This is a genomic window from Paenibacillus agilis, from assembly GCF_007786455.1.
In the GTDB taxonomy this organism is placed as follows: Bacteria; Bacillota; Bacilli; order Paenibacillales; family Paenibacillaceae; genus Paenibacillus_B; species Paenibacillus_B agilis.
This window is the reverse complement of the sequence record NZ_VNJK01000004.1, coordinates 34,762-56,278: the sequence shown is the minus strand read 5'-3', so window position 1 is coordinate 56,278 and position 21,517 is coordinate 34,762. Positions and strand designations below refer to the sequence as shown.

The following is a 21,517-nucleotide window of genomic DNA, read 5'->3' as shown; positions in this document are numbered from 1 at the left end:
GTTGCCACCCTAATTCACTTCGATGTCATGATGTCATATCAGCATATTGCATCTGATACACATAACAAACATAACAGGAAGCCTCTTCTCCATAACGCAGAGCTGCGGTCATAGCATACTAGTGTGCTTCATAAGCATACGTTCCTCAAGACACTCAGAGGTCCATTCAATCACGACGCCCGCACCGATTCTCACCTACCATCGGCTCTCTGCAGCGACTCATCACGATCTACTTATCCTCTTCAACGATTTCTGTTCCGTATAAGCAAGCAAATAGTTATTTGTTAGATTATCAGCCGTATCGTTATTTGTCAATCAATTACATGCTGAGCTTACAGCATGTTGTGCTCAATGCCTGGTTTTACCGCTATCATTGCAAATCGTGTGAGCGAACAAGCAGTATGACATTGCCTCTGCCATTTGCTATCATTAACGTATTGATTGCTTACATAAAGGAGACGATTCCATGCATCAAATTACTAAGGGAAATTGGAATGGACACGAAACGATCATTATGCACAGTGAGACACTCGAAGCCACATTGCTGCCGAGCCTCGGAAACAACATTATTCGATTGTGGGACAAGCAAGCTGAACGCGATGTATTGAGAACACCAGCCGAGAGCGACTTGGATTACTACATGACTAAACCATACCACTTTGGTATTCCAATGCTAATGCCGCCTGGACGCATTCGTCGTGGCCGCTTCTCCTATGCAGGGGTGGATTATCAATTCGACCAAAATACAGCGAATGACAATCATATCCACGGATTGCACCGCACTCAAGCTTGGACCGTACAATCTGCTGTTGTAGAGAATGATCAATGTATCGTTACTACTGTATTCCGTACGGAAGAAGATGCAAATTGGATGAGGCAGTATCCGACTCCGCTTGAGTTAAAATTGACACATATTTTAAAGGGACACCGCTTAACACAGAAGCTGGAAATGACGAACATAGGTAAGCAGCCTGCGCCATTTGGCTATGGCACACATACATGGTTCCAGCTTGATAGCGAACCCGAGAAATGGAGTCTTCAAGTCCCTGTCGCTGGCATTTATGAACTCGATGAAGAGCTCATTATGACAGGCAGAACACTACCTCTAGGCGAACATAAGGGCTTGAATACGGGACAAAATCTACAAGGAACCAACTATGATACTGTTTTCAGTACAGGTGGACAACACCCTGAAGCTTGGTTAACGCGTGAAGATGGCTATCGCATTCGATATGCAGGCAACGAGCCTTATTTTAAACATTGGGTATTGTACACTCGCGGCGAAGCAAATGAAATTATTTGCGTAGAACCATATACGTGGCTGCCTGATGCACCAAACCTTCCTTTCGACCAAGAGACAACAGGCCTGATTGAATTGCTGCCTAACACTCCTGTAGAGCTCGTCCTTGAATTGGATATAATCCATCCGTAGTCCATCACTCGTTAATCCGATACAAATATGGATCAATCATGAACGACAAAAAATAATAATGCCAAGCATCTATCCGATGCTTGGCATTATTTACATTTACCATCCTATTAACCGTATGCATATTTACACATTACTTTTCCATACTAACTTCATAGGAGGTGAACAACATGGCAGGAAACCAAACTAACAACCAAAGCCGTACGAACAACCTCGTTGTTCCACAGGCAACTGCAGCTTTACAGCAATTGAAATACGAAATTGCACAAGAGCTAGGAATTCCGATTCCGCAAGACGGCTACTATGGCAATTACACCACTCGTGACACAGGTACTATTGGTGGTTACATCACAAAACGCCTTGTCCAAATTGGTGAGCAGCAATTAGCTGGCAGCCGCAATACGCGCTAACTAATTGTATCAATGTGACGCTTCTCCACCTATATACTTAACTCCTAATGCCGAAGAAGCTCTACTAGAGCTTCTTCTTTTGTTATGCAATCAGACTACCAGTTCGCCGAAGTCATACGTCTTCGATTTAACCTTCTATTTTACAAAGAAGATGAGACCTGCTTGTGGCTTACCTTATTGTACTTCTGCTTGCGAGCTTTGGATTGATTGGACCAGATCATAAATCCAATCGCAGCTAATGCGGCACTCACGATACCGAAGCTGTACATCCCTGCTCCGCCGTACGATTCATGCAGTGCTCCACCAATTGAGCCTCCTGCAATACCAGCGACGCCAATGAACAGCATGTTCAAAAGGGCTTGCCCCGTTGCATTCATCTCCCTTGGTAATATGCGTGCAACGAACTCAATAGATGTCACCCAGACCGCTACAAAAGTAATGGCATGCATAGCTTGAATCGCTACAATCGCCCATGGGTCCGTAAACCATACACACAGCCCCCACCGGATTGTATATAAAATAGATACGATCAAGAGCATACGCTGCATCGAAAATCTTTTCACGATATTGCCCATAAAGAAAAATCCAATTATTTCACTTGCCCCAGCCACTGCCCAAGCCCACGAAATATGATTGCCCGTCCCGCCTTCAGCTTGAAGGTGAATACTAAGCAGACCATCATTCATGCGATGAGGAATTGCAATTAGCATAAGCATACCGAAGAATACCAACAAGGTCGGATTCGCAAATACTTGTCGAGCAGACTTCCAATTCAAGGTGCGAGGTTTGCTTGCTTCTTCCACCTTGTCTCTCTCAGAAGTTGTCGCTTCTGGTTCACGCATAATCAAAAACATAATCATGACTCCAGACCAAATGCTGAGAAATACCCATAAGAGAGCGCTAACCCCACCAATTTGATCGAAAAACATGCCCATTCCTACAAGCATGAGACAGAAGCCAACAGATCCCCACAATCGAATTGAGCTGTAGGAGGTGCCGAGCAATGGTGCCATTTTCACGGTAAGGGCATCCAGCAACGAAACCGTCGGCATGAAAAAGATATACATGATTAATAAACTTGCAATGGTTATGTAAGAATCAGTCGTTAAAAACAATGTTGTTCCGCAAATCCCCATTAACACCCACAGCGACAAAAGGAGCGGACGAACCGCTCCTATTCTATCGCTTATCATTCCTGCCACTGGCTGAGCAAACATAGCAATAAAAGGTCCGAGCATAAGCAACGTACTCGTCTCGGTAGTACTGAATCCTCTTTGCAGAAGCAGCAGCGGTAAGTAAGGAATAAATACAGAGTTTGTTGAATGGAACAACGTGTGTACCATTTTAAGCTGGATAGAGTTCACTATTTTATTGCATCCTTATTATCTGTCATCGCTAAAAACTGCTCAATATCTTGCACCGTTACGTCAATTGCACTTTGCCAGAAGTCTGCTTGTGTTAAATCAACACCTAGATGCTTCTGAGCCAAAGCTTCTACCGTCATACTGCCCGTATCACGCAGCAAGTCATCATACTTCGCCGCGAACGTTGTTCCTTCTTCCTGTGCGCGTGCATACAAGCCCGTGCTGAACAAGTAGCCAAACGTATACGGGAAGTTGTAGAATGGAACACCGGTCAAATAGAAGTGCAATTTAGACGCCCAGAAATGCGGATGATACGATGACAACGAGTCACAATATGCTTCCTTCTGCGCTTCTTCCATAAGTGCATTCAATTGCTCAACAGAGAGCAAGCCTTTGCGGCGCTCTTCATAGAAGCGTGTTTCGAACAAGAAGCGTGCATGAATGTTCATAAAGAATGCAACAGAACGCTGAATTTTGTCTTCAATCAAAGAAAGCTTCTCTTCCTCATTCTTCGCTTGCTTCACTGCTGAATCAGCAACGATCATCTCAGCAAAGGTAGAAGCCGTCTCTGCCACATTCATCGCATAATTCTGCGCCATTTCTGGCAAATCATCCATCACAAATTGATGGTATCCATGACCCAGCTCATGTGCCAACGTTGAAACATTAGATGGCGTACCTGCATAGGTCATAAAGATACGAGTTTGCTTGCTCACTGGAAGTCCTGTGCAGAAACCGCCTGGACGTTTGCCAGCGCGATCTTCTACCTCGATCCATCCATTTTCAAAGGCATGCTCAGAAAATTGCGCCATTTTCTCACTGAACTTATTGAACTGCTCAACAATCATTTGTGCGCCTTCATCGTAACCAATCTTAGACTGCGTGCTGCCGATTGGAGCATCTACATCGCACCAAGACAAACGCTCTACACCTAGCAACTTAGCCTTACGCTCTAAATACTTCACAAAGGCAGGCTTGTTCTTCACAATCGTATCCCACATCGCGTTCAATGTGTCCGTAGACATACGGTTAATAGCCAAAGGTTCTTTCAGCACATTGTCCCAACCACGATGTTCATACAGCTTCAAACGGAAGCCGCCAATACGGTTCAACGATTCTGCACAGAAGTCAGCTTCATCAGACCAAGCTTTTTCCCACAACTTGAATGTCTCTTCACGAACTTCACGTACAGGATGAGAAAGTCGGTTATGCGCTTGCCCTGCGGACAATTGCAATTGAGCTCCGTTATCCTCTACCTCGATGCGAATTTGTGACACGATGCGGTTATACAACTCTCCCCAAGCATGGTAACCATCGACAGATAGATCACCGATTAGCGCTTCTTGCTCTGGAGAAAGCTTCTCACGTGCCCAATCTCGACGTTCATTCAACGGAAATTGAATCCCCTGCATGTCCGGCAATGCAATGTACTGCTGCCAGAGATCATCGTTCATCGCACTCCACTTCTCATCAAACAACGTGTTCAATGTAACTAGCTGTGCACGCAAGCTTTGTACACGTCCCGTTAATTGAATCGCCTTCTTGTCTTTCACATCTTGCGAAGTCAAGCAGCCGATGAAGCTTCCCACTTCATGTGCTCGCGCTGAGATACCCTGCATGTCCAACGTGTTTGCTGCAAGCTTATGTACGTCCTCCGTTGTCTCAATGACAGGAAACTGCTTCAATGTCTCATGTAACGCTTGCATGTCTTTCTCCAATTGAGCCATAGATTGCTGAAGCTCTTCTGATTCAGAGCCTCCAGAGAAAATAACTTCCAAGTCCCAGGTTTGCTGTAGAGGTAATTTCACGATGTACACACCTTTCTGAATTGGTATAACTGTAGCAGCACGAAACGATTGATTCATGTTGTCCATTCTTAGCTGTACTCATTTGTATTCGGAATTGCGCAATTCCCGATTTGTCAATTCGGTGCTGAACGTGTATAACTAGACTATAATCCATATTACACCCGCAGTCCTGCTAGGTTCAACAAAGATATTATTTGAAGGAGATCTAAATATGAGACCATTACAAATATCAGCTGACACCGCTGTTAAGCTGTCTGAAGCACTTGGTGTCCCGCTCGAACAATTGATGCATATGCCGCAGCACATCTTGATGCAAAAACTTGCGGAAATCGCTGCCCAATCGTCGGAGCATTCCTCCGAAAAGAAAGTCGACGGCAAGGAGGCTTAAGTATGATTCCATTTGAAAATACACTTCCCTATGACGAGCAAATGGGAGATCTCTACGCGCAACAATGCCCTTATTGTCATCAAAAGCACGTACTATTGTCGATCCGTCCTGACGAGCTGCCCGATATCCATGATGGCAAAAAGCGATTGCTCGTATTCCCTTGCTGTAACAGCAGTATAACGATAGTGGATGCGGATAGCGATTATTTGCTTGCTAATAAAAAGCTGCCTAGAATCCCTTAGTCACTGTGCACTAAGTATTCCATCCTATTACGGATGAATCAGCAATCACATCTAATTATGTGAATTCATAAAGCATTTTGCCCCGGATTGACTCTACTCAAGAGCGCCGGGGTTTTGTGCGTTCGCCCCTCATTTGTGCGGTGCTCATTCTTTCAAATGAAACATGCACAAAATATGGCTATGCAAAATAAAATTCCCCTTTACATGATTGGAACATTTTAGATATAATTCAACTGTAATAATGAAACTTAGTTTCATAGAATGGAACATCGCGAATGAGGGGGCGTATCCATGGATATCAAAAAGCAAGTTATGCAGCAATTCGGTCAACATGCATCGAAATATGTTTCAAGCCAAACTCACGCAAAAGGAAAAGACTTAGATCTGCTCGTCATGCTGGCATTAAGCGAAAATCATTCTTCTGTGCTCGACATTGCCACGGGAGGCGGACATGTTGCCAATGCGTTGGCACCTTACGCCAAGCAGATTATCGCTTATGATATGACACCCGAAATACTTGCGAGTGCAGAATCTTTTATTACAGGGAATGGACATCAACATGTCCGGTTTGTAGAAGGCGATGCGGAGCAGCTGCCATTTGCAGATCAAAGCTTTGATATCGTTACCTGTCGGATTGCCGCTCACCATTTTCCTAACGTCCATTCCTTTATTCAAGAATCATACCGTGTACTTAAGCGTAACGGTCGACTGTTAATCATCGACAATGTAGCACCAGAATCAGACCTGCTTGATCAATTTTATAATACTGTTGAGAAGAAGAGAGACCCTAGCCATAACCGCGCCTTTAAGAAAGGGGAGTGGATGCATTCTTTGGAGTCCATCGGCTTTACGATCGAAAGCATGTATACGTTCCCTAAAACATTTGCATTTGACGAATGGTTTAAGCGCATGGGCCAATCTGAGCAAGTTCGGCAAGAACTCACTCAACTGATGTTGGAAGCTCCGTATGAGACGAAACATTATTTCCGTATACAAACGAGTAGGGAGCAAATTGTTAGTTTTCGTGGTCAATCCGCACTTATCCAAGCCAAAAAAGAAGTTTAATAAAACACACAAGCCATCCTGAGTACGCTGCGGCGCACATCGGATGGCTTGTCCTATCATTAAACTACTTATATTTAACTTCTTATTAATTCCTTATGATCAATTCATTCAAGACTGAGCCTTACAATACAATCCGCTTTTCTTGGAACATTTCATCTGGTGTTTCTAATTTCTGCGCTTGCATCTCTTCACGCATAACTGCCCATTGCTCACGTGCTGCGCGAATCATTGCAGCATCCATAATTTTTTTGTCATGAATGAGCCTTGCAAAGCATTTAGCAGCGTCTTGATATTGACCGAGACGACGATACAGCTCACCCATCATATAAATAAGTTTAGCATCATTTAGTTCAGCAGCTTCTTTTTCAAATACAGATACGTAAGCCTGCAGGGCAAACTTCAAATAACGCAGTTCTTGTTCTGTATTATTCCGATACCGATACAACCATGCTGTATGATGAAGCAACCCTGCTAACACTCTGTCGCTTTCCTGAATCGTTTGTGCGGTAAGTACCGCCAGCTGGTAAGTTTGCAAAGCCGTCTCCCAGCTCCGCTCTCCCCCATAATCACGTGCAGTCCACTGCTTCCCGATCCGTTCTTGAAACTGCAATTTCTGCTTGTCCGTCCATTGCTTCTTACTATTCTCCGTCGTCGCACAACCACAATGAGAACATACATAAACCACATAATAGTCAGGATTATAGCGCTCATTTGTATAGTGTTGACAGAAGTCACTATCCACTTGCTTCGCATGCTTAAATCGGGAGCGAACTCTTGATGTTCGATAAGGTATGTCGCATTGAGGACATCGAACATCAATTTGATATAAGGGCTCAACTTCAACCGAGGAATTCATTTACAATATGCCCCCTCTTATTTGTTGACTGACTAAGGTTGATTAACAAAGTGATATGCTGGACCTCGCAAACGTTGAATAATAACTTGCGAAAGCTCCGGATCAATATTCACTTCTTGCATAGCAGCTTCCATACAACTTAACCACGCATCTGCATGCTTCGGAGTAATTGGAAATGGAAGATGCCGAGCTCGCATCATTGGATGTCCATATAGTTCCGAATAAACGGCAGGACCGCCAAAAAATTGAGTCAAAAATAATATTTGTTTCTCTACAACAGGATCAATATTTTCAGGGAACAATGGCCCAATTAATGGATGTGCTTGTACTTTAGGATAGAATGCCTCCACCACTTGGCGAAGTACCGATTCTCCTCCTAATGCTTCATATATCGTACCTTGATAACGCTCCACTTTCTCACCTATCTTTCTATAAAGTGACCATAAGTTTCGGCTCATTATAACACAAAAAAACGCCGAACGGTGTGTTCGGCGTCATGGTTATCAGTAGTATTTCCATTCTTCTTCAGCAGGACTAATTAATGACTCTCGAATGACGTAGACGAAAGCGCAGACAAAGATACCAGCTATAATACTCATTCGAATCCCCCCTATTTAACCACATGTAGTTTGGTTACTTTAACGTTTCATCAATTAATTAATGAAATTGTATCATAAGGATAGCCGTTTTTATATTAAAAGATGCAAGCGGTTTCTTTACATTTTGATTACAAAGCCCTATTTCCATTGTCATGTTTGTCCAATCCCGCTCATATGATCCTTTGGGACCTCTTGTCCCAGACATCCTTACGGTGCGCGGAGGGAGAGCATTTATGCCTTGGTACAATAAGATAGGGATTATTGTCCGCTTTATACTATTAAGCGCAATATTCGCCCTTATGTTGCAATATCCGGCATCTATTCTGCAAGCGGCCTTACGTGGAGTAGGTATATGGTGGGACGTGCTCTTCCCTTCTTTACTTCCATTTTTCATTATATCGGAAGCATTGCTCGGTTTCGGCATTGTCCATGGAATAGGCGCGCTGTTGGATCCGATTATGCGACCGCTGTTTCGTGTACCAGGGGTAGGTGGATTCGTCGTAGCGATGGGATACGCTTCTGGTTATCCTGTAGGTGCAAAGCTGACGACCCGACTCCGATCTGAGGGACTGCTTACGCGCGAGGAAGGAGAACGACTTGTCTCATTCACAACCACATCGGACCCGATCTTTTTAATAGGAGCTGTTGCCGTGGGGTTCTTTGGAAGCCCTGCTCTTGCTTTACCACTTGCCATTGCTCATTATGGCGCTGGCCTGCTTCTTGGCATCATGATGCGGTTCCATGCTTATCGTACACCACCGACCTCAGCAACTTCTCATTTATCCACTCGTACAGCTGACCATTTGGTATCACGTTCATCATCCATATGGATTACAGCTTTTCGAGCGATGCATATAGCCCGCTTGCAGGATGGACGGCCATTAGGAACGTTATTAACACAAGCCATCCAATCTTCCTTAAAATTAATGATGGTGGTGGGAGGTCTTGTCGTTTTCTTCTCCGTCATGATGGAACTGCTCAGCTCTGCTGGCATCATGAAAGCATGGGATTATATGCTTCGTACTGTATTATCATGGATGCACTTGCCTGAATCGCTTGCCCCTGCACTATCTGGCGGTATATTTGAAGTGACGCTCGGGGCAAAAGCAGCTGGAAGCGCAGAAGGAGCTGACTTGCGCATGCAAGTTACAGCAGCAGCTTGGATCGTATCGTGGGCAGGATTATCTGTACATGCTCAAGTGGCCAGTTTGCTAAATGAATCGGATTTGCGCTATACGCCATTTCTTATTGCAAGATTTATCCATGGTATTCTTGCTGGATTGTTTGCTTATTTGCTATTTCCTTGGCTTGCCCCTTATTCAGCAGCATGGTCAGCATTTTTACTGCCAACAACTCAATTAGAACCACATACTACCTGGGCATGGGTTGTCCATTCCCTTCAATGGGGAGGATACCTAATACTAGGGATTGGCTCACTACTCCTCTTGGCGTCCTGCATCGTTCGCATTATTCGCTTATTGCGATAAAAGTTGGCGATTGTTTTCCTATGAAAGACATATTAAGATGAAGATGACTAAATGACTGGAAACTTCATTTTCGAAGAGGACACAATCGTTCAAAAACATGTACATCACACAAAGGAGCCAACGCTTTGAAATACGCAATCTTGAATCGCGGAGATGAGTTATCACTCGAGTTAACAGAACGATTTCATTATTTGGCAGCCGAACAGCAATTAATTCATCATGACGAGTCGCCTGACATCGTTGTTTCCATAGGCGGGGACGGCACGATGCTGCAAGCTTTCCACCGCTATATTGACCAGCTTAACAGCACTGCCTTCGTCGGTATTCATACAGGGCATCTCGGCTTCTATGCGGATTGGAAAGCTGACGAAATTGAACTGCTCGTTCAACTAATGGGCAATCACAATCAAGCAGAAACCTTACAGCCTAGGATCGTCAAATATCCGTTAATTGATCTTATTGTGACTACACATCATCAAGAAACAACCAGGTATACAGCACTTAATGAATTTACTTTAAAAGGAATAGACGGAACACTTGTAGCCCAGATCGACATCAATGACCAATTGTTCGAAATGTTCCGAGGCGACGGTATTTGCGTATCTACTCCTTCAGGAAGTACTGCATACAATAAAAGTTTAGGCGGCGCGATGGTTCATCCATCCATCGCTTCTATTCAATTAGCAGAAATTGCCTCTATAAACAATAGAGTATTCCGAACGTTAGGCTCTTCGCTCGTGTTGCCTAAGCATCATCATTTTGATATTTTCTCTCGCAAGGAGCAGCGTTTGCTCTTAACAATTGATCATCTGAACTCGACAGTGGATAATTTATCTTCCATCCGATGCCAGGTGTCCGATCAAACGGTAACCTTTGTTCGCTACCGGCCATTCCCATTCTGGAATCGTGTACGTGAAGCATTTCTTGGCTACGAGTAATTCATTCCATGATGTGAATATCACTTATAATCACGAAAGGGCTGTCCCTCAAGTAGTAATAACTACTCAAGGGACAGCCCTTTCTATGTGATAACTGCATTACGTTGTTGGTGGACTTGATGGGCGCGAATCAGGGGCAGCTCGATGAGCATTGCCATTACGGCGTGAGCCTCCATCTTTATTCGGCTTATTAGGCTTATTCGAGTCTGCTGAGCTTGGATTGCCTTGAGCTTTCGAACGAGCTTTAGTACGATTGCGATTCGGCTTATTGCGTTCAGGGCGATCAGATCGCTCATTCCGCTCAAGATGATCCGTTTTCTCCGCACGTTCCTTCTGATCCTGTCGAGCTTGGCCTTGTTGAGGCTTATCTTCACGAGCTGAGCGATTATAACGATTACGACTACGCTCATGACGTTCAGGACGAGCATGCCGCTTAGAACGATTAGGCATCATTCCAGCAGCTGCTGCTTCATTCGCCTCCCCTTCCTTCACGGAAGGGCGAGCTGGAAAGCTTATGCCTTCAGGCTTGGCTTCTCCATCACCATCAAGCCTTACTTCCTCCAAAGCTGCAGCGCCTTCCTGCTCTGCTTCTGTAGGGAGTTCTGCCCAATCTGGATTTGTACGTCCATCCTTATTAGCCACTCGTTCGAGGACAAAATAAGCACAACCAAAATTACAGTACTCATTTACATAATCCATCATACTGGCAATTGCAGACTCTTTCGTCGCCTTCGGATGACCTTCTTTAAAAAATCCCTTTAGCCGAAGTTGATTGTAGCCCCAATCACCAAGTATATAGTCATATCGCTCTAGAACTTCGCTGTATCGTTCGCGGAAAAAATCTGGGTTCCACGCATTTCTATATTCATGAACAAGCTCATACGTTCTCCCGCCGATATGAATCACGTTCTATTCCTCCTTCTCCGAGCTGCAGTGCGATCCCGCCCGCAGCATAACGGCGAAGCGCGTCCTACCATCTATAGCTGTATTGTTCTATGTTACGCCTTGGCCGCTACGTTCTCCTGCGCTGACTTAACTTGCTCATGCGCATGATAGGAGCTGCGTACAAGCGGTCCCGACTCAACATGACTGAAGCCGCGCTTTAATCCCTCTACTTTAAGCTCTGCAAATTGTTCTGGTGTGTAGTATTTCTCTACAAACAAATGCTTAGGAGTTGGCTGCAAATATTGACCGATCGTCAAGATATCACAGTTAACTGCACGCAAATCATCCATCGTTTGAAGAATTTCGTGCCATTCCTCTCCGACCCCGAGCATAATACTGGATTTAGTCGGAATATCAGGCTGCATTTCTTTAGCACGACGAAGTAGTTCTAAGGAACGCTCGTATTTCGCCTTCGCACGCACACGATCCGACAGACGTTCTACTGTTTCCACATTATGGTTCAAAATATCTGGTTTGGCGTCCATTACGACTTTCAATGCATCCCAGTTACCCATAAAATCAGGAATTAGAGTCTCAACGGAGCACAAAGGCAACCGACCGCGTACCGCCTTAATGGAGCCTGCAAATATAGATGCGCCCCCATCTTGGAGATCATCACGAGCAACAGATGTAATTACACAATGACGCAATTGCATTTGCTCAGCTGCTTCTGCAACACGCTCTGGCTCTTGAAGATCCAGTTCAGTCGGCATCCCTGTATTAACCGCACAGAAACGACATGCACGTGTACAAATATCGCCGAGAATCATGAAAGTTGCAGTACGATTAGCCCAGCACTCATATATGTTGGGACAGCGCGCTTCTTCACAGACCGTATGCAGCGTCTTACTGCGCATCATATCCTTAATTTCGGAATAATTTTCACCTGTGGTCAGCTTGATGCGTATCCAATCGGGTTTAGCTTGCGCTTTTTTCTTCATGAAGTTCTACTACCTTCTTTCTCGGTTCGCTTGTCCTTGACCTAATTCAGTATTATAACATGAATGGTTAAAAATCCATACCTTTGCCTGCACGGAATTCATTAAGATTTAAGTCAATTTGACAGCATAAGAAATCGATTGTGGCACATGCTACATATAGTGAACATTCTGGTTACATGCAGCTATGGTTAGGAGGTATCCCCATTGCCACGTCCCTTTGTCCTATTGGTATTCGTACTGATTGCCGCTATAGGTTGCGGGTCATTCATTCGTTCAACGGCGGCCTATAGTAAGCCCGCTCCCTCAGCAACTGAAGGTAAAAAAACTGAAAATGATGATGCTGAACGACGCATCCTATACGATAAAATGAGCGCTGTTACAGGTATTCCTTGGTATCGTTTAGCAGCTATCGATCAGTATGAACGGACGATAACAATCGCGAATCCGAAGAAGCGAGAACGTTCCGCTCCCGTCGTTAGCATTGTAGTCGAGCCTCCCCAATGGGCAGGCATGCTCAATCCCGATATGAGTGACAACAACCCGAAGTCGATACTTTTATTCAAAGGTATTGGACGAGACGGTTCCGGGGATAATCGGGCCGAACGGAATAATGATTTTGATTTGCTCTACAGCGTCGCCAACTTTATAGGATCTTATGGCGTACAGGAAGAAGACTTCGCTAATGGCTTGTGGAATTACTATCAAAATTCAAGAGCCGTCCAACGCATCAGGCAGTTTGCTAAAATTTATGAGCGATTTGATCAGCTGAATTTAAAAGATCGCGCTTTCCCGCTGCCAGTGCAATCGATATATTCCTATCGAAGCACATGGGGAATGGGGCGCCATTATGGCGGATTTCGTGTCCACGAAGGAACCGATATTTTTGCCAGACATGGTGTGCCCGTCCGAAGTACATGTTATGGAGTTGTAGAAATTAAAGGCTGGAACCGCTACGGCGGATGGCGCATTGGCATTAGAGATACGGATAACCTGTATCACTACTACGCTCATCTGTCCGGGTTTCAGAAAGACTTGAAAGAAGGGGACATCGTCTCGCCTGGCCAAGTCATTGGCTGGGTAGGCAGCTCAGGTTACGGCAAACCCGGGACACAGGGCAAGTTTCCTCCCCATCTTCATTTTGGCATCTATCGTGATCGCGGTCTGATTGAGTACGCCTTTGATCCGTATCCATCACTAAAGCAATGGGAGTCTATGGACAAGCGTAAGCTTCGTAAGGAGAAAAAATCTTCATAATTCAAGGAAGAAGGAAATAGAAGATCATTTAGAAATTGCTCCTGTGCATGTCAGTCACAAAAAGGTCGAGTTAAGATTCTTATTTGAATCCTACAACTCGACCTTTTGACTTGGCAGCCTATGCCCGTTCGTTCATTTGTACAATCCTCACGTAAAGCTATCACATTATTAACCTTCGCCTGTTGAAACTCCTTCACTTGTTCCTGAAGATGAATCGTTTCCGTTCCCCCGAATGGAACCACTAGATGGCAATGTCGCATCTGGTGATACGGTGATCCCTCTGCTTTGTTCAGGAGTAACAGGTGGCTGAGCAGGCAATGACAGCGCTGGAGCTTGGTCTGAGTTTGTACCGACCGGCTTTCCTTTGCCGTCATAGTAATACATCGGCACATCGCCTACAACGAGCATATAGGAAATAGGTATTTCCGTTTCTACAACCTCAGGCTCCATATCAAATGGAATAACAATCGCTACCTCTTCCACCACTTTAATATACACTTCAACAAGCACCATATTAATGCCGACTTCCATCGGCCTTGTATCCAATTCAACCTTCACAGCGCCTTGCGGCTCCATCTTTACAGGGATGCGCGGACCAAAAGATGCGATCAATGCACTGCCTAATGCTTGACCGAGTGGAATATGGTCATGGAACTCTTCTGTGGAACGAAGTGCATTTTGAACAATATTAGCCGTCTCCGAAGTAATCCGCATATGCTCATTATAATTTAAAATAAAACTCGTTACTTTACCGCGATTATCCGTCTTCCACTCAATGAGTTTATCCAATTTCCTTCCTTGCGCTACTTGATCACTTATCGCTTTATTGATCGCTTGCGTTGCCATTTGTTTAATACGGATTTTGGCCAAATGCATAACAGGCCCGCGAACATGCTTATCCACATAAAGAAACAATTGAACACTTAGCAGCACAAAAATAATAAATGCGATAAACCAAGCTCTTCTTCTGCGTTTTGGTTTGGGAGGCCCACTTTTCCAACCAGCTCCTGGAAAGCGCATTGACCTCGCAGAAGAAGGAGAATAATCAGAGACGGCTGCTTCACGGCTTAACTCATTACTTGACGACGAAGATCTTGATGACCAGCGTTTCGTCCCTTTCCATCGCTTCTCATTCCATTGGCTATGTACACCAGGCTTTGTAAACAATGTATTTCGTCCCCAACGACGATGCCGTTTCATCGACAAACTCTCAAGTATACGCTGTAACCACGATCGTCTTCCCCAGCCCATTTCGTTCCCCCTTTTCGCGCAAGCTTGGGCACTTGTAATGTTCCAATGTATGCGCAAATTAAGCAAAAAAGAAGACAGCCCTCACTGACTTCATCTGGATCACTAACGATACAGACTCTAATCAGGCGTGCTGTCCCTGCCAATACGAGATATGGTTTCACATCATGTCCGAATTAATATCCTCTATAACCAGATGTATGGTCATTGGAATTTACATTCGGTACATGATGTATATAGTTTACTTGAGGTTGTACATGTGCAACCAACCCTGTTGAAGGGTAACTACTCGACGCCGCATGTGCTTGATGCGCAAGATGAATAATTTGCTGCAGCTGCTGTATCGCGGTTTGATGACCTTGAAGCGCAGTTTGAATCACATTAGCCGCATGCTGTTCAATTTTTGCAAGCTCCTGCAAGCGTGCAGCGTTCTGCTGCTCCTGCTGCAGCAATTGTTGATATTTTTGCGTTGCTGCATTTGTTTGCTGAATTAATTGCTGCGCGAGCTGTTCGATTTGATACGTATTGGTATGTGTCATAGGGCACTCTCCTTTTCAATCATAGATTGGAAATGGCATCCTTTATATCGTGCCTCACATGTCTTTTTTTATGCACATCCAATATTCTTTTTTTCTACCTCCCTGCACCATGTCATGATATATAATGAATAAATACGTTATACAACCACATGTTACTGGGGGATCAAATCAATGCAAGAAATTATCGCAGTAACCTCTTTTTCTAATATGGACGACAAATGGTTCGAGCAGTCACTACAACTTCTACCGGCAGATAAGCAGCAAAAAATATCACGCTACATGCGCAAACCTGATCAGCTTAGAGCTCTTATTGGCGAAGTAACGGTTCGTCTTTATGCGATGTCCAGAACCGGACGATCCCATGAGCAATTGCATTTTGATACCAATACATACGGCAAGCCATTTTTACGAGACACTTCATCATTTTCATACAATGTTTCTCATTCAGGAGATTGGGTTGTTTGCGCAATAGATGAAACAGAAGTTGGTGTTGATGTGGAACATATTCAGCCCATTGACCTTGCTATAGCAGAACGTTTTTTTTCAAAAGAGGAAGTGCACAATTTGTTTGCTTTGCCTGAACATGAACGTCAGTCCTATTTCTTTGACTTATGGACATTAAAGGAGAGCTATATTAAAGCAGTCGGAAAAGGACTATCCATTCCTCTAAATTCATTTTCATTTAAGCGTGCCGACGGGCAATTCACTTTTCATTCCGACACTGATCCTACTCCTTGGTATGTGAAACAATATCAGTTAGACTCGCAGTATAAGTCGGCTGTTTGTGCAGGGCATAATCATTTAGCAGATGAACCGATTAAGCGTGATGCCGCTGAACTGTGTGAGGAGTTTATACATAAAGTAACTTTATGTAAGTTGTAAAATAGTAGCTCCATTTACGTGTGTGTAATATGTAAAGAGCCCCTAAGACGTTTGAGCAAAAAATCCTTCAAACGCCTTAGGGGCTCTTTAGCAAGAAACTTATCTTCTATTTATGAAGCTAATAAATCGCTATTGGACCATAAGGACCATCGAGAATTTCTATTTTCGTTTCAAAAATATCTGTCAATATTTCTGGCTTCATAATCTCTTCCACTGTTCCAAAGGCTGCAATTTGTCCATCCTTCATCGCACAAATTCGATCCGAATATTTGGCTGCAAAATTGATATCATGCATAACTGTCAAAATAGTTCTTCCAAACTCATTAGCAGCATGTCTCAAATGCTCCATCATTTGAACCGAACGAGCAATATCAAGATTGTTCAGCGGCTCGTCCAAAAGTACATATTCCGTCTCTTGGCACAAAACCATTGCAACATATGCCCTTTGCCTTTGACCACCTGAAAGCTCATCTAAATATCTATTTTCTAGATCAGTCAAGTCTAAAAAATCGATATATTTCGAAATAATAGCCTCATCCTCTTTCGTCAACCTTCCCTTTGAATGAGGAAAACGTCCAAATCCAGCTAGTTGTCTGACAGTAAGCCTCGTTACAAAATGATTTTCTTGTCGCAAAATAGTGACGATTTTGGCTAAGTCATTGGATTTAGATTTGGTAACATCCATGTTGGCCACCATAATTTGACCTTCATCCATTTCCAAAAGTCTGCCAATCATCAAAAGTGTCGTAGACTTTCCAGCACCGTTGGGTCCAATCAAAGAAGTGAATCCAGCTTTTGGTATTTCAATATCCAAAGGCCCTATTTTAACCGTATCCGTATAAGACTTTCTAACATTATTAATTTTTATCATAGAGCCCTCTTCCTTAAAATTACAGATAAGAATAAAATTCCACCGAACAGCTCGATAATAACTGAAACTACACCTTGAGCATTAAATACATGATACATAAGGAAATATGCACTCGTTAATATCAAAAATCCTATCGCAAGAGCCATTGGAAACACATATCTATGGTCATACGTTGGCGCCGCTTGATAACTCAATGTTGCTACTAAAAATCCATAGAAAGTAAGTGGTCCAATTAAAGCCGTTGAAATTGACATCAACACAGAAACTAATATAAGCGCATAAATGATACTAGATTGATGTTTAACTCCAAAAGTAGTAGCGGCATCTTTGCCAAGTGACAATACATTTAATTTCTTAGAATAAGCAAAGAGCAACAATGCCACAACGATTACAATTGGAATTACAATAGGAAAATAATCAGCATCTGCATTATTGACAGAACCAAATAATCTTGCCTGTAAAAGATCAAACTCCGACGGTGCAAGAAGTCTTCTCATAAACGTTGATACAGAGTTCAATCCAGTGCCAATAATAATGCCAATCAAAAGCATGAGTTGTAAGTTACCATACTTTCCAGAAAGCAACCATCCGTAAAGAATCAAGCTCATCAAAACCATAAGAACGACTTGAAATAGAAATGATCCAATGCCAGTAAAATTGATCAATGCACCGGCGCCAAAGAAAAATATTGTACTTGTATGAATGGTTGAGTACAGTGATTCAAACCCTAAAAGTGAGGGAGTTATAATTCGATTATTCGTAATCGATTGGAAAGCCACTGTCGCCAAGCTCTGACAAATTGCAGCAATAACCATTGCAATAAGAGCTTCTATCCTTCTCATAACAACTGGAATAAAAGAAGGTGAATCTATTGGAACCGGATTGTTATAAACTAAAAGTCCGTATGAAGAAAGAATGCCCAAAACAATTAATGTAGTTAGCAAAATCCAATAACGTCTTTCCTCTTTCTTAGAACGAAAAGCTCCAGCTAATCTATTTTCATTATGAAGGCTAGAATAGATTTCAACATTTTCTTTTTTTCTATATTCCAATGCGTTCATCTTAGCCCCCTAGTTTTCTTTGTCTCAATAAAATAGCAATAAATACGACTGAGCCTAATGTTCCAAGTATTAAAGAGACAGGTAGTTCAAAAGGCATTATAATGGTTCGAGAAATGATGTCACAGAAAGTTATCGTCCCCATGCCTATCACACATACCCAAGGCAAGTTACTTCTAAGATCATCTCCCCTAAACATGGAAACAATATTAGGAACAATTAAACCTAAGAAAGGTAAGTTACCAATAACAGCTGCAACAATACCAACTGCAAAAGAAATAAGACCCGTAGCAAAAAGAATAAGCCTACTATAATTTACGCCAAGACTTGTTGCTACATCTTCTCCTAGTCCAGCCAAAGTCAATCTATTAGCAAAAATAAAGATGAGAATCGTAACGATAACGATTAGCCACAAATATTCATATCTTCCAATTTGAACAGACGCAAAAGAGCCTACAAACCAACTTTCAATACTTTGCGTCTTTTGAAACAGAAGTCCCAGAAAAGTGGAAACTGCAGAAATGACTGCTCCAAGCATCAGCCCAATGATCGGGACAATTAAAGACGAGCGAAGCTTAACTCTTCTTAAAAATAAAAAGAAAATCATAGTTCCTATGAAAGAAAAAAGGATTGCACCAGTCATTCTTAGAACTAAACTTGGGGCTGGAAATAATAAATAAACCGTAAGGAGTCCTAAACCCGCCCATTCAATAGTTCCCGTTGTGGTAGGTTCAACTAAACGATTCTGTGTAATAAGTTGCATGACGAGTCCTGCCATTGCCATAGCAGCACCAGTAAGCATTAATGCAGCTGTTCTGGGAACACGAGTTATGAAAAACATATCCCATCCATCTGCTTGTCCACGTATATCATAAACTCCCGTAAACAGTGATATAACCCCTAAAATAATAACAACGATAATTGCTAGTATAAAAGGTTTTGTCCATATTTTATTGTGGTTATAAAACTGGGGTTGAGAATTAATCTCAACCCCAGTTCTAATATTGTTCGGCACTATGTTATGCTCCTTTACACTACTTAGCTAATGTGTTTGCAATGTTTTTGAACAATTCCAAGTAAGTTTGGATGGATTCATTTACATAAGTGTCAGCTGGTGCATAAACAATATTTCCTTTAGAAACAGCCGTTGTTTTTTGAAGTGCCGGTGATTTATCAATTACATCCTGAGCAGGAACTTTATTCGTTTCGCCAGAAACTGCAGCATCACGATCTAGTACGAAAATCCAATCAGGATTACTTTGTGCAATTGCTTCCACAGAAATTTCATCACCTTGGTGATCGGTAGAACTAGCTTTAACTTCTAATGCTGGAGTCCATCCAAAAATCTCATACATTGGTCCCCAAACACGTCCAGAACGAGGAGCTGAATAACCAATATCTCCACCAGAAACGATAACACTCATCACTTTATCTTTTCCATTATAGGCAGCCTTAGCGTCTGCGATAGCTTTATCAAAATCAGCTGTCAATTGTTTAGCTTCTTCATTTTTATCAAAAATTTTCCCCAACGTAATTGTAGAATTTTTAAGTCCATTTACCAAGTTTTCTCCTGGTTTCTCAGCGTCCTTAGAAATATCTACATTCAGATCAATAACAGCTGCATCTGGTACTAATTTTTTAATATCTTCATAATGGCCAGCAAATCTTTGACCAACAATGACAAGATCAGGGTTTGCAGCTGCAATAACTTCAAGATTTGGTTCACGGTGATTTCCAACATCTTTAACTTTTTCGTTAGTCACATAAGGTGAATCCGCAGGCATTACAGGCTTTGGAACAGCCGCCAACTCAATATTCCAATCAGCTAAAGTTTCAAATGTTCTATTATCCAAAGCAACTACAGTTTTAGGGTTTACAGGAACATCAATCGTTCCATGAGCATCAGTGATTTGAACGGTTGCAGGTTTAGCAGCATCGTTTGCTTTCCCAGTAGTTTCCGTTTTAGCTTCATTACTTGGATTTGAGCAAGCTGCCAACATTACAACCAAAATTGCCATAAAGACAGTGAATTTAAACTTCTTCATTTCTTTACCTCTCCCCTTATATGTAAACTCTATAAACAAACCACAATTACTGAATTGATAAAATTAATGATAATGATTATCAATTTCATAATTAATTATATCAGGTCAAAAAATATTATCAACCCCGAATTTTCACCAAACAATATAAAATTCCACGAAAAAGCTCTCGTAATCCTTAAATTTTGAAGCAAAATCTTGTGAATTTCATTTTTTATTTTAATGAAATGCTCCCTACTCTCTAACGCACATCAATTGTCCCCGCTTCACTTACAAGCTCCAGTTTATTCAATCCCTTACCAATTACGCCTGTTTTCGATTGTTCCGCATTTACGCTTTCCTTAAAGCCTTTCAATTGAACCGTTATATCAGCTAAATGACTGCTAGCACCGACAGCTAATGAAGCCGGAGCATCCTTATAAGCCACAGCAATATCTCCTATTTTCGTATGCACAACGACGGATTGACTTTCTTTCGCTTCTTTAATGGAAACCGATCCATTTGCGCTCGTTACTTTCATGCTAGAACTGGTCACATTAGTCAAATCGTTGTCTCCTGTAATGGAAGCTACCTTTAACTCTCTTATCGAGCTGTCTCTTATGCTTAACGCCCCGTTGTCGGATGTTACCTTTCCGATGTCTGCTGTAAGGCCCTTAATCAACGTTGAACCCGTCTCCGTGGAAATATCAACAGCAGGGATCGCTATATCATTCCACTCCATATTTCCAAATTGATTATTCACGGCGATCTTCTCCACTCCATGTTTAGGAATGGAAATGTTGATTGTCCCTTCTTTGCCAAAAGTAAAGTTATCTATTAATCCAGCCTTTTTACTCTCTTGAGTAATTATCATTTTATTCCCGTCCTCTTTTATAACGACTGGATCGGTTTTCTCATCTTTTTGTTTTCCTTCTGTAGTAATCGTGATTTGATTGGAATCTGTACTGTTGAATTCAATGTCCCAAGATTCATTATTAATTTCTATGGCTTTAATGCTGCCGACTTGAAAAGACTGTTCGGTGGCAAACGACTTACTTCCAACTCCTAGCACACTACAAGCTGAACCAACCAGCGCAAGTAACATAATTGAAAATACTAATAATGCATTCTTCTTTATCATTTTTTCGATTCTCCATTTCTATTAATCCACT

The 21,517-nt window shown here is 42.6% G+C and carries 22 protein-coding genes and 1 other annotated feature (1 of these 23 cut by a window edge); of the genes, 9 read left to right on the top strand and 13 right to left on the bottom strand.

From position 1 onward, the window contains the following. Positions 1-255: a binding site (T-box leader), on the bottom strand (it extends 19 nt beyond the left edge of the window). Positions 256-466: 211 nt separating this feature from the next. Together FPZ44_RS21565 and FPZ44_RS21560 are read left to right on the top strand one after the other, a co-directional pair. Beyond that, the gene (locus FPZ44_RS21565; RefSeq protein WP_144993837.1) at positions 467-1,432 is read left to right on the top strand and encodes an aldose 1-epimerase; all 966 of its coding nucleotides are present in this window, start codon (positions 467-469) and stop codon (positions 1,430-1,432) included. 167 nt (positions 1,433-1,599) lie between these two features. After that, positions 1,600-1,839, top strand: a complete 240-nt coding sequence (locus FPZ44_RS21560; RefSeq protein WP_144993836.1) for an alpha/beta-type small acid-soluble spore protein — start codon at positions 1,600-1,602, stop codon at positions 1,837-1,839. Positions 1,840-1,979: 140 nt separating this feature from the next. On the opposite strand, the gene FPZ44_RS21555 is transcribed toward FPZ44_RS21560, so the two are convergent. Then, positions 1,980-3,203, bottom strand: a complete 1,224-nt coding sequence (locus tag FPZ44_RS21555) for an MFS transporter (protein ID WP_261378465.1) — start codon at positions 3,201-3,203, stop codon at positions 1,980-1,982. Next, positions 3,203-5,068, bottom strand: a complete 1,866-nt coding sequence (locus FPZ44_RS21550) for a M3 family oligoendopeptidase (protein ID WP_144993832.1) — start codon at positions 5,066-5,068, stop codon at positions 3,203-3,205. The genes FPZ44_RS21555 and FPZ44_RS21550 overlap by 1 nt, the downstream gene beginning before the upstream one ends. A 154-nt stretch (positions 5,069-5,222) precedes the next feature. Here FPZ44_RS21550 and FPZ44_RS21545 point away from each other — a divergent pair, with 154 nt between their 5' ends. The 3 genes from FPZ44_RS21545 to FPZ44_RS21535 all read left to right on the top strand — a co-directional run bounded on the left by FPZ44_RS21545 (position 5,223) and on the right by FPZ44_RS21535 (position 6,706). Further along, positions 5,223-5,399 (top strand): YycC family protein, encoded by a 177-nt coding sequence (locus FPZ44_RS21545; protein ID WP_144993830.1) that lies wholly within the window; start codon positions 5,223-5,225, stop codon positions 5,397-5,399. A 2-nt stretch (positions 5,400-5,401) separates the two neighbouring features. Continuing rightward, a complete protein-coding gene (locus tag FPZ44_RS21540; RefSeq protein WP_144993828.1) occupies positions 5,402-5,641 on the top strand; it encodes a hypothetical protein in 240 nt (79 codons plus the stop codon). A 291-nt stretch (positions 5,642-5,932) separates the two neighbouring features. Beyond that, on the top strand, positions 5,933-6,706 hold the full coding sequence (locus FPZ44_RS21535; protein WP_144993826.1) for a class I SAM-dependent methyltransferase: 774 nt from the start codon (positions 5,933-5,935) through the stop codon (positions 6,704-6,706). A gap of 121 nt (positions 6,707-6,827) precedes the next feature. Here FPZ44_RS21535 and FPZ44_RS21530 read toward each other — a convergent pair whose 3' ends face one another. Next, the gene (locus tag FPZ44_RS21530; RefSeq protein WP_144993824.1) at positions 6,828-7,562 is read right to left on the bottom strand and encodes a DUF2225 domain-containing protein; all 735 of its coding nucleotides are present in this window, start codon (positions 7,560-7,562) and stop codon (positions 6,828-6,830) included. Between the two features lie 32 nt (positions 7,563-7,594). Then, on the bottom strand, positions 7,595-7,975 hold the full coding sequence (locus FPZ44_RS21525; RefSeq protein ID WP_144993822.1) for a globin domain-containing protein: 381 nt from the start codon (positions 7,973-7,975) through the stop codon (positions 7,595-7,597). Between the two features lie 419 nt (positions 7,976-8,394). Between FPZ44_RS21525 and ylbJ the strand changes: the two genes are divergently transcribed. Both ylbJ and FPZ44_RS21515 read left to right on the top strand, forming a co-directional pair. Beyond that, positions 8,395-9,648 (top strand): sporulation integral membrane protein YlbJ, encoded by a 1,254-nt coding sequence (gene ylbJ / locus FPZ44_RS21520; protein ID WP_144993820.1) that lies wholly within the window; start codon positions 8,395-8,397, stop codon positions 9,646-9,648. A 125-nt stretch (positions 9,649-9,773) separates the two neighbouring features. Beyond that, complete coding sequence (locus tag FPZ44_RS21515; protein WP_144993818.1) at positions 9,774-10,586, top strand: NAD kinase; 813 nt, start codon at positions 9,774-9,776, stop codon at positions 10,584-10,586. Positions 10,587-10,685: 99 nt separating this feature from the next. On the opposite strand, the gene FPZ44_RS21510 is transcribed toward FPZ44_RS21515, so the two are convergent. Beyond that, positions 10,686-11,492 (bottom strand): YutD-like domain-containing protein, encoded by an 807-nt coding sequence (locus FPZ44_RS21510; protein WP_144993816.1) that lies wholly within the window; start codon positions 11,490-11,492, stop codon positions 10,686-10,688. A gap of 92 nt (positions 11,493-11,584) precedes the next feature. Next, on the bottom strand, positions 11,585-12,472 hold the full coding sequence (lipA, locus tag FPZ44_RS21505) for a lipoyl synthase (RefSeq protein WP_144993813.1): 888 nt from the start codon (positions 12,470-12,472) through the stop codon (positions 11,585-11,587). A 204-nt stretch (positions 12,473-12,676) separates the two neighbouring features. Here lipA and FPZ44_RS21500 point away from each other — a divergent pair, with 204 nt between their 5' ends. Continuing rightward, positions 12,677-13,726 (top strand): M23 family metallopeptidase, encoded by a 1,050-nt coding sequence (locus tag FPZ44_RS21500; protein ID WP_272482996.1) that lies wholly within the window; start codon positions 12,677-12,679, stop codon positions 13,724-13,726. 168 nt (positions 13,727-13,894) lie between these two features. On the opposite strand, the gene yunB is transcribed toward FPZ44_RS21500, so the two are convergent. Together yunB and FPZ44_RS26565 are read right to left on the bottom strand one after the other, a co-directional pair. Continuing rightward, a complete protein-coding gene (gene yunB, locus FPZ44_RS21495; RefSeq protein WP_418789199.1) occupies positions 13,895-14,977 on the bottom strand; it encodes a sporulation protein YunB in 1,083 nt (360 codons plus the stop codon). Positions 14,978-15,150: 173 nt separating this feature from the next. Continuing rightward, positions 15,151-15,513 (bottom strand): hypothetical protein, encoded by a 363-nt coding sequence (locus tag FPZ44_RS26565; RefSeq protein WP_186786180.1) that lies wholly within the window; start codon positions 15,511-15,513, stop codon positions 15,151-15,153. Between the two features lie 171 nt (positions 15,514-15,684). Between FPZ44_RS26565 and FPZ44_RS21485 the strand changes: the two genes are divergently transcribed. Continuing rightward, a complete protein-coding gene (locus FPZ44_RS21485; RefSeq protein WP_144993811.1) occupies positions 15,685-16,395 on the top strand; it encodes a 4'-phosphopantetheinyl transferase family protein in 711 nt (236 codons plus the stop codon). Positions 16,396-16,513: 118 nt separating this feature from the next. On the opposite strand, the gene FPZ44_RS21480 is transcribed toward FPZ44_RS21485, so the two are convergent. The 5 genes from FPZ44_RS21480 to FPZ44_RS21460 all read right to left on the bottom strand — a co-directional run bounded on the left by FPZ44_RS21480 (position 16,514) and on the right by FPZ44_RS21460 (position 21,486). Continuing rightward, positions 16,514-17,266, bottom strand: a complete 753-nt coding sequence (locus FPZ44_RS21480) for an iron ABC transporter ATP-binding protein (RefSeq protein WP_144993809.1) — start codon at positions 17,264-17,266, stop codon at positions 16,514-16,516. After that, entirely contained in the window at positions 17,263-18,327 is a 1,065-nt protein-coding gene (locus FPZ44_RS21475) for an iron chelate uptake ABC transporter family permease subunit (RefSeq protein WP_144993807.1), read from the bottom strand. The genes FPZ44_RS21480 and FPZ44_RS21475 overlap by 4 nt, the downstream gene beginning before the upstream one ends. 1 nt (position 18,328) lies before the next feature. Continuing rightward, the gene (locus tag FPZ44_RS21470; protein WP_144993805.1) at positions 18,329-19,339 is read right to left on the bottom strand and encodes an ABC transporter permease; all 1,011 of its coding nucleotides are present in this window, start codon (positions 19,337-19,339) and stop codon (positions 18,329-18,331) included. Positions 19,340-19,358: 19 nt separating this feature from the next. After that, entirely contained in the window at positions 19,359-20,369 is a 1,011-nt protein-coding gene (locus FPZ44_RS21465) for a siderophore ABC transporter substrate-binding protein (RefSeq protein ID WP_144993803.1), read from the bottom strand. Positions 20,370-20,607: 238 nt separating this feature from the next. Next, complete coding sequence (locus tag FPZ44_RS21460; RefSeq protein WP_261378464.1) at positions 20,608-21,486, bottom strand: DUF4097 domain-containing protein; 879 nt, start codon at positions 21,484-21,486, stop codon at positions 20,608-20,610. Positions 21,487-21,517 lie beyond the last annotated feature (31 nt).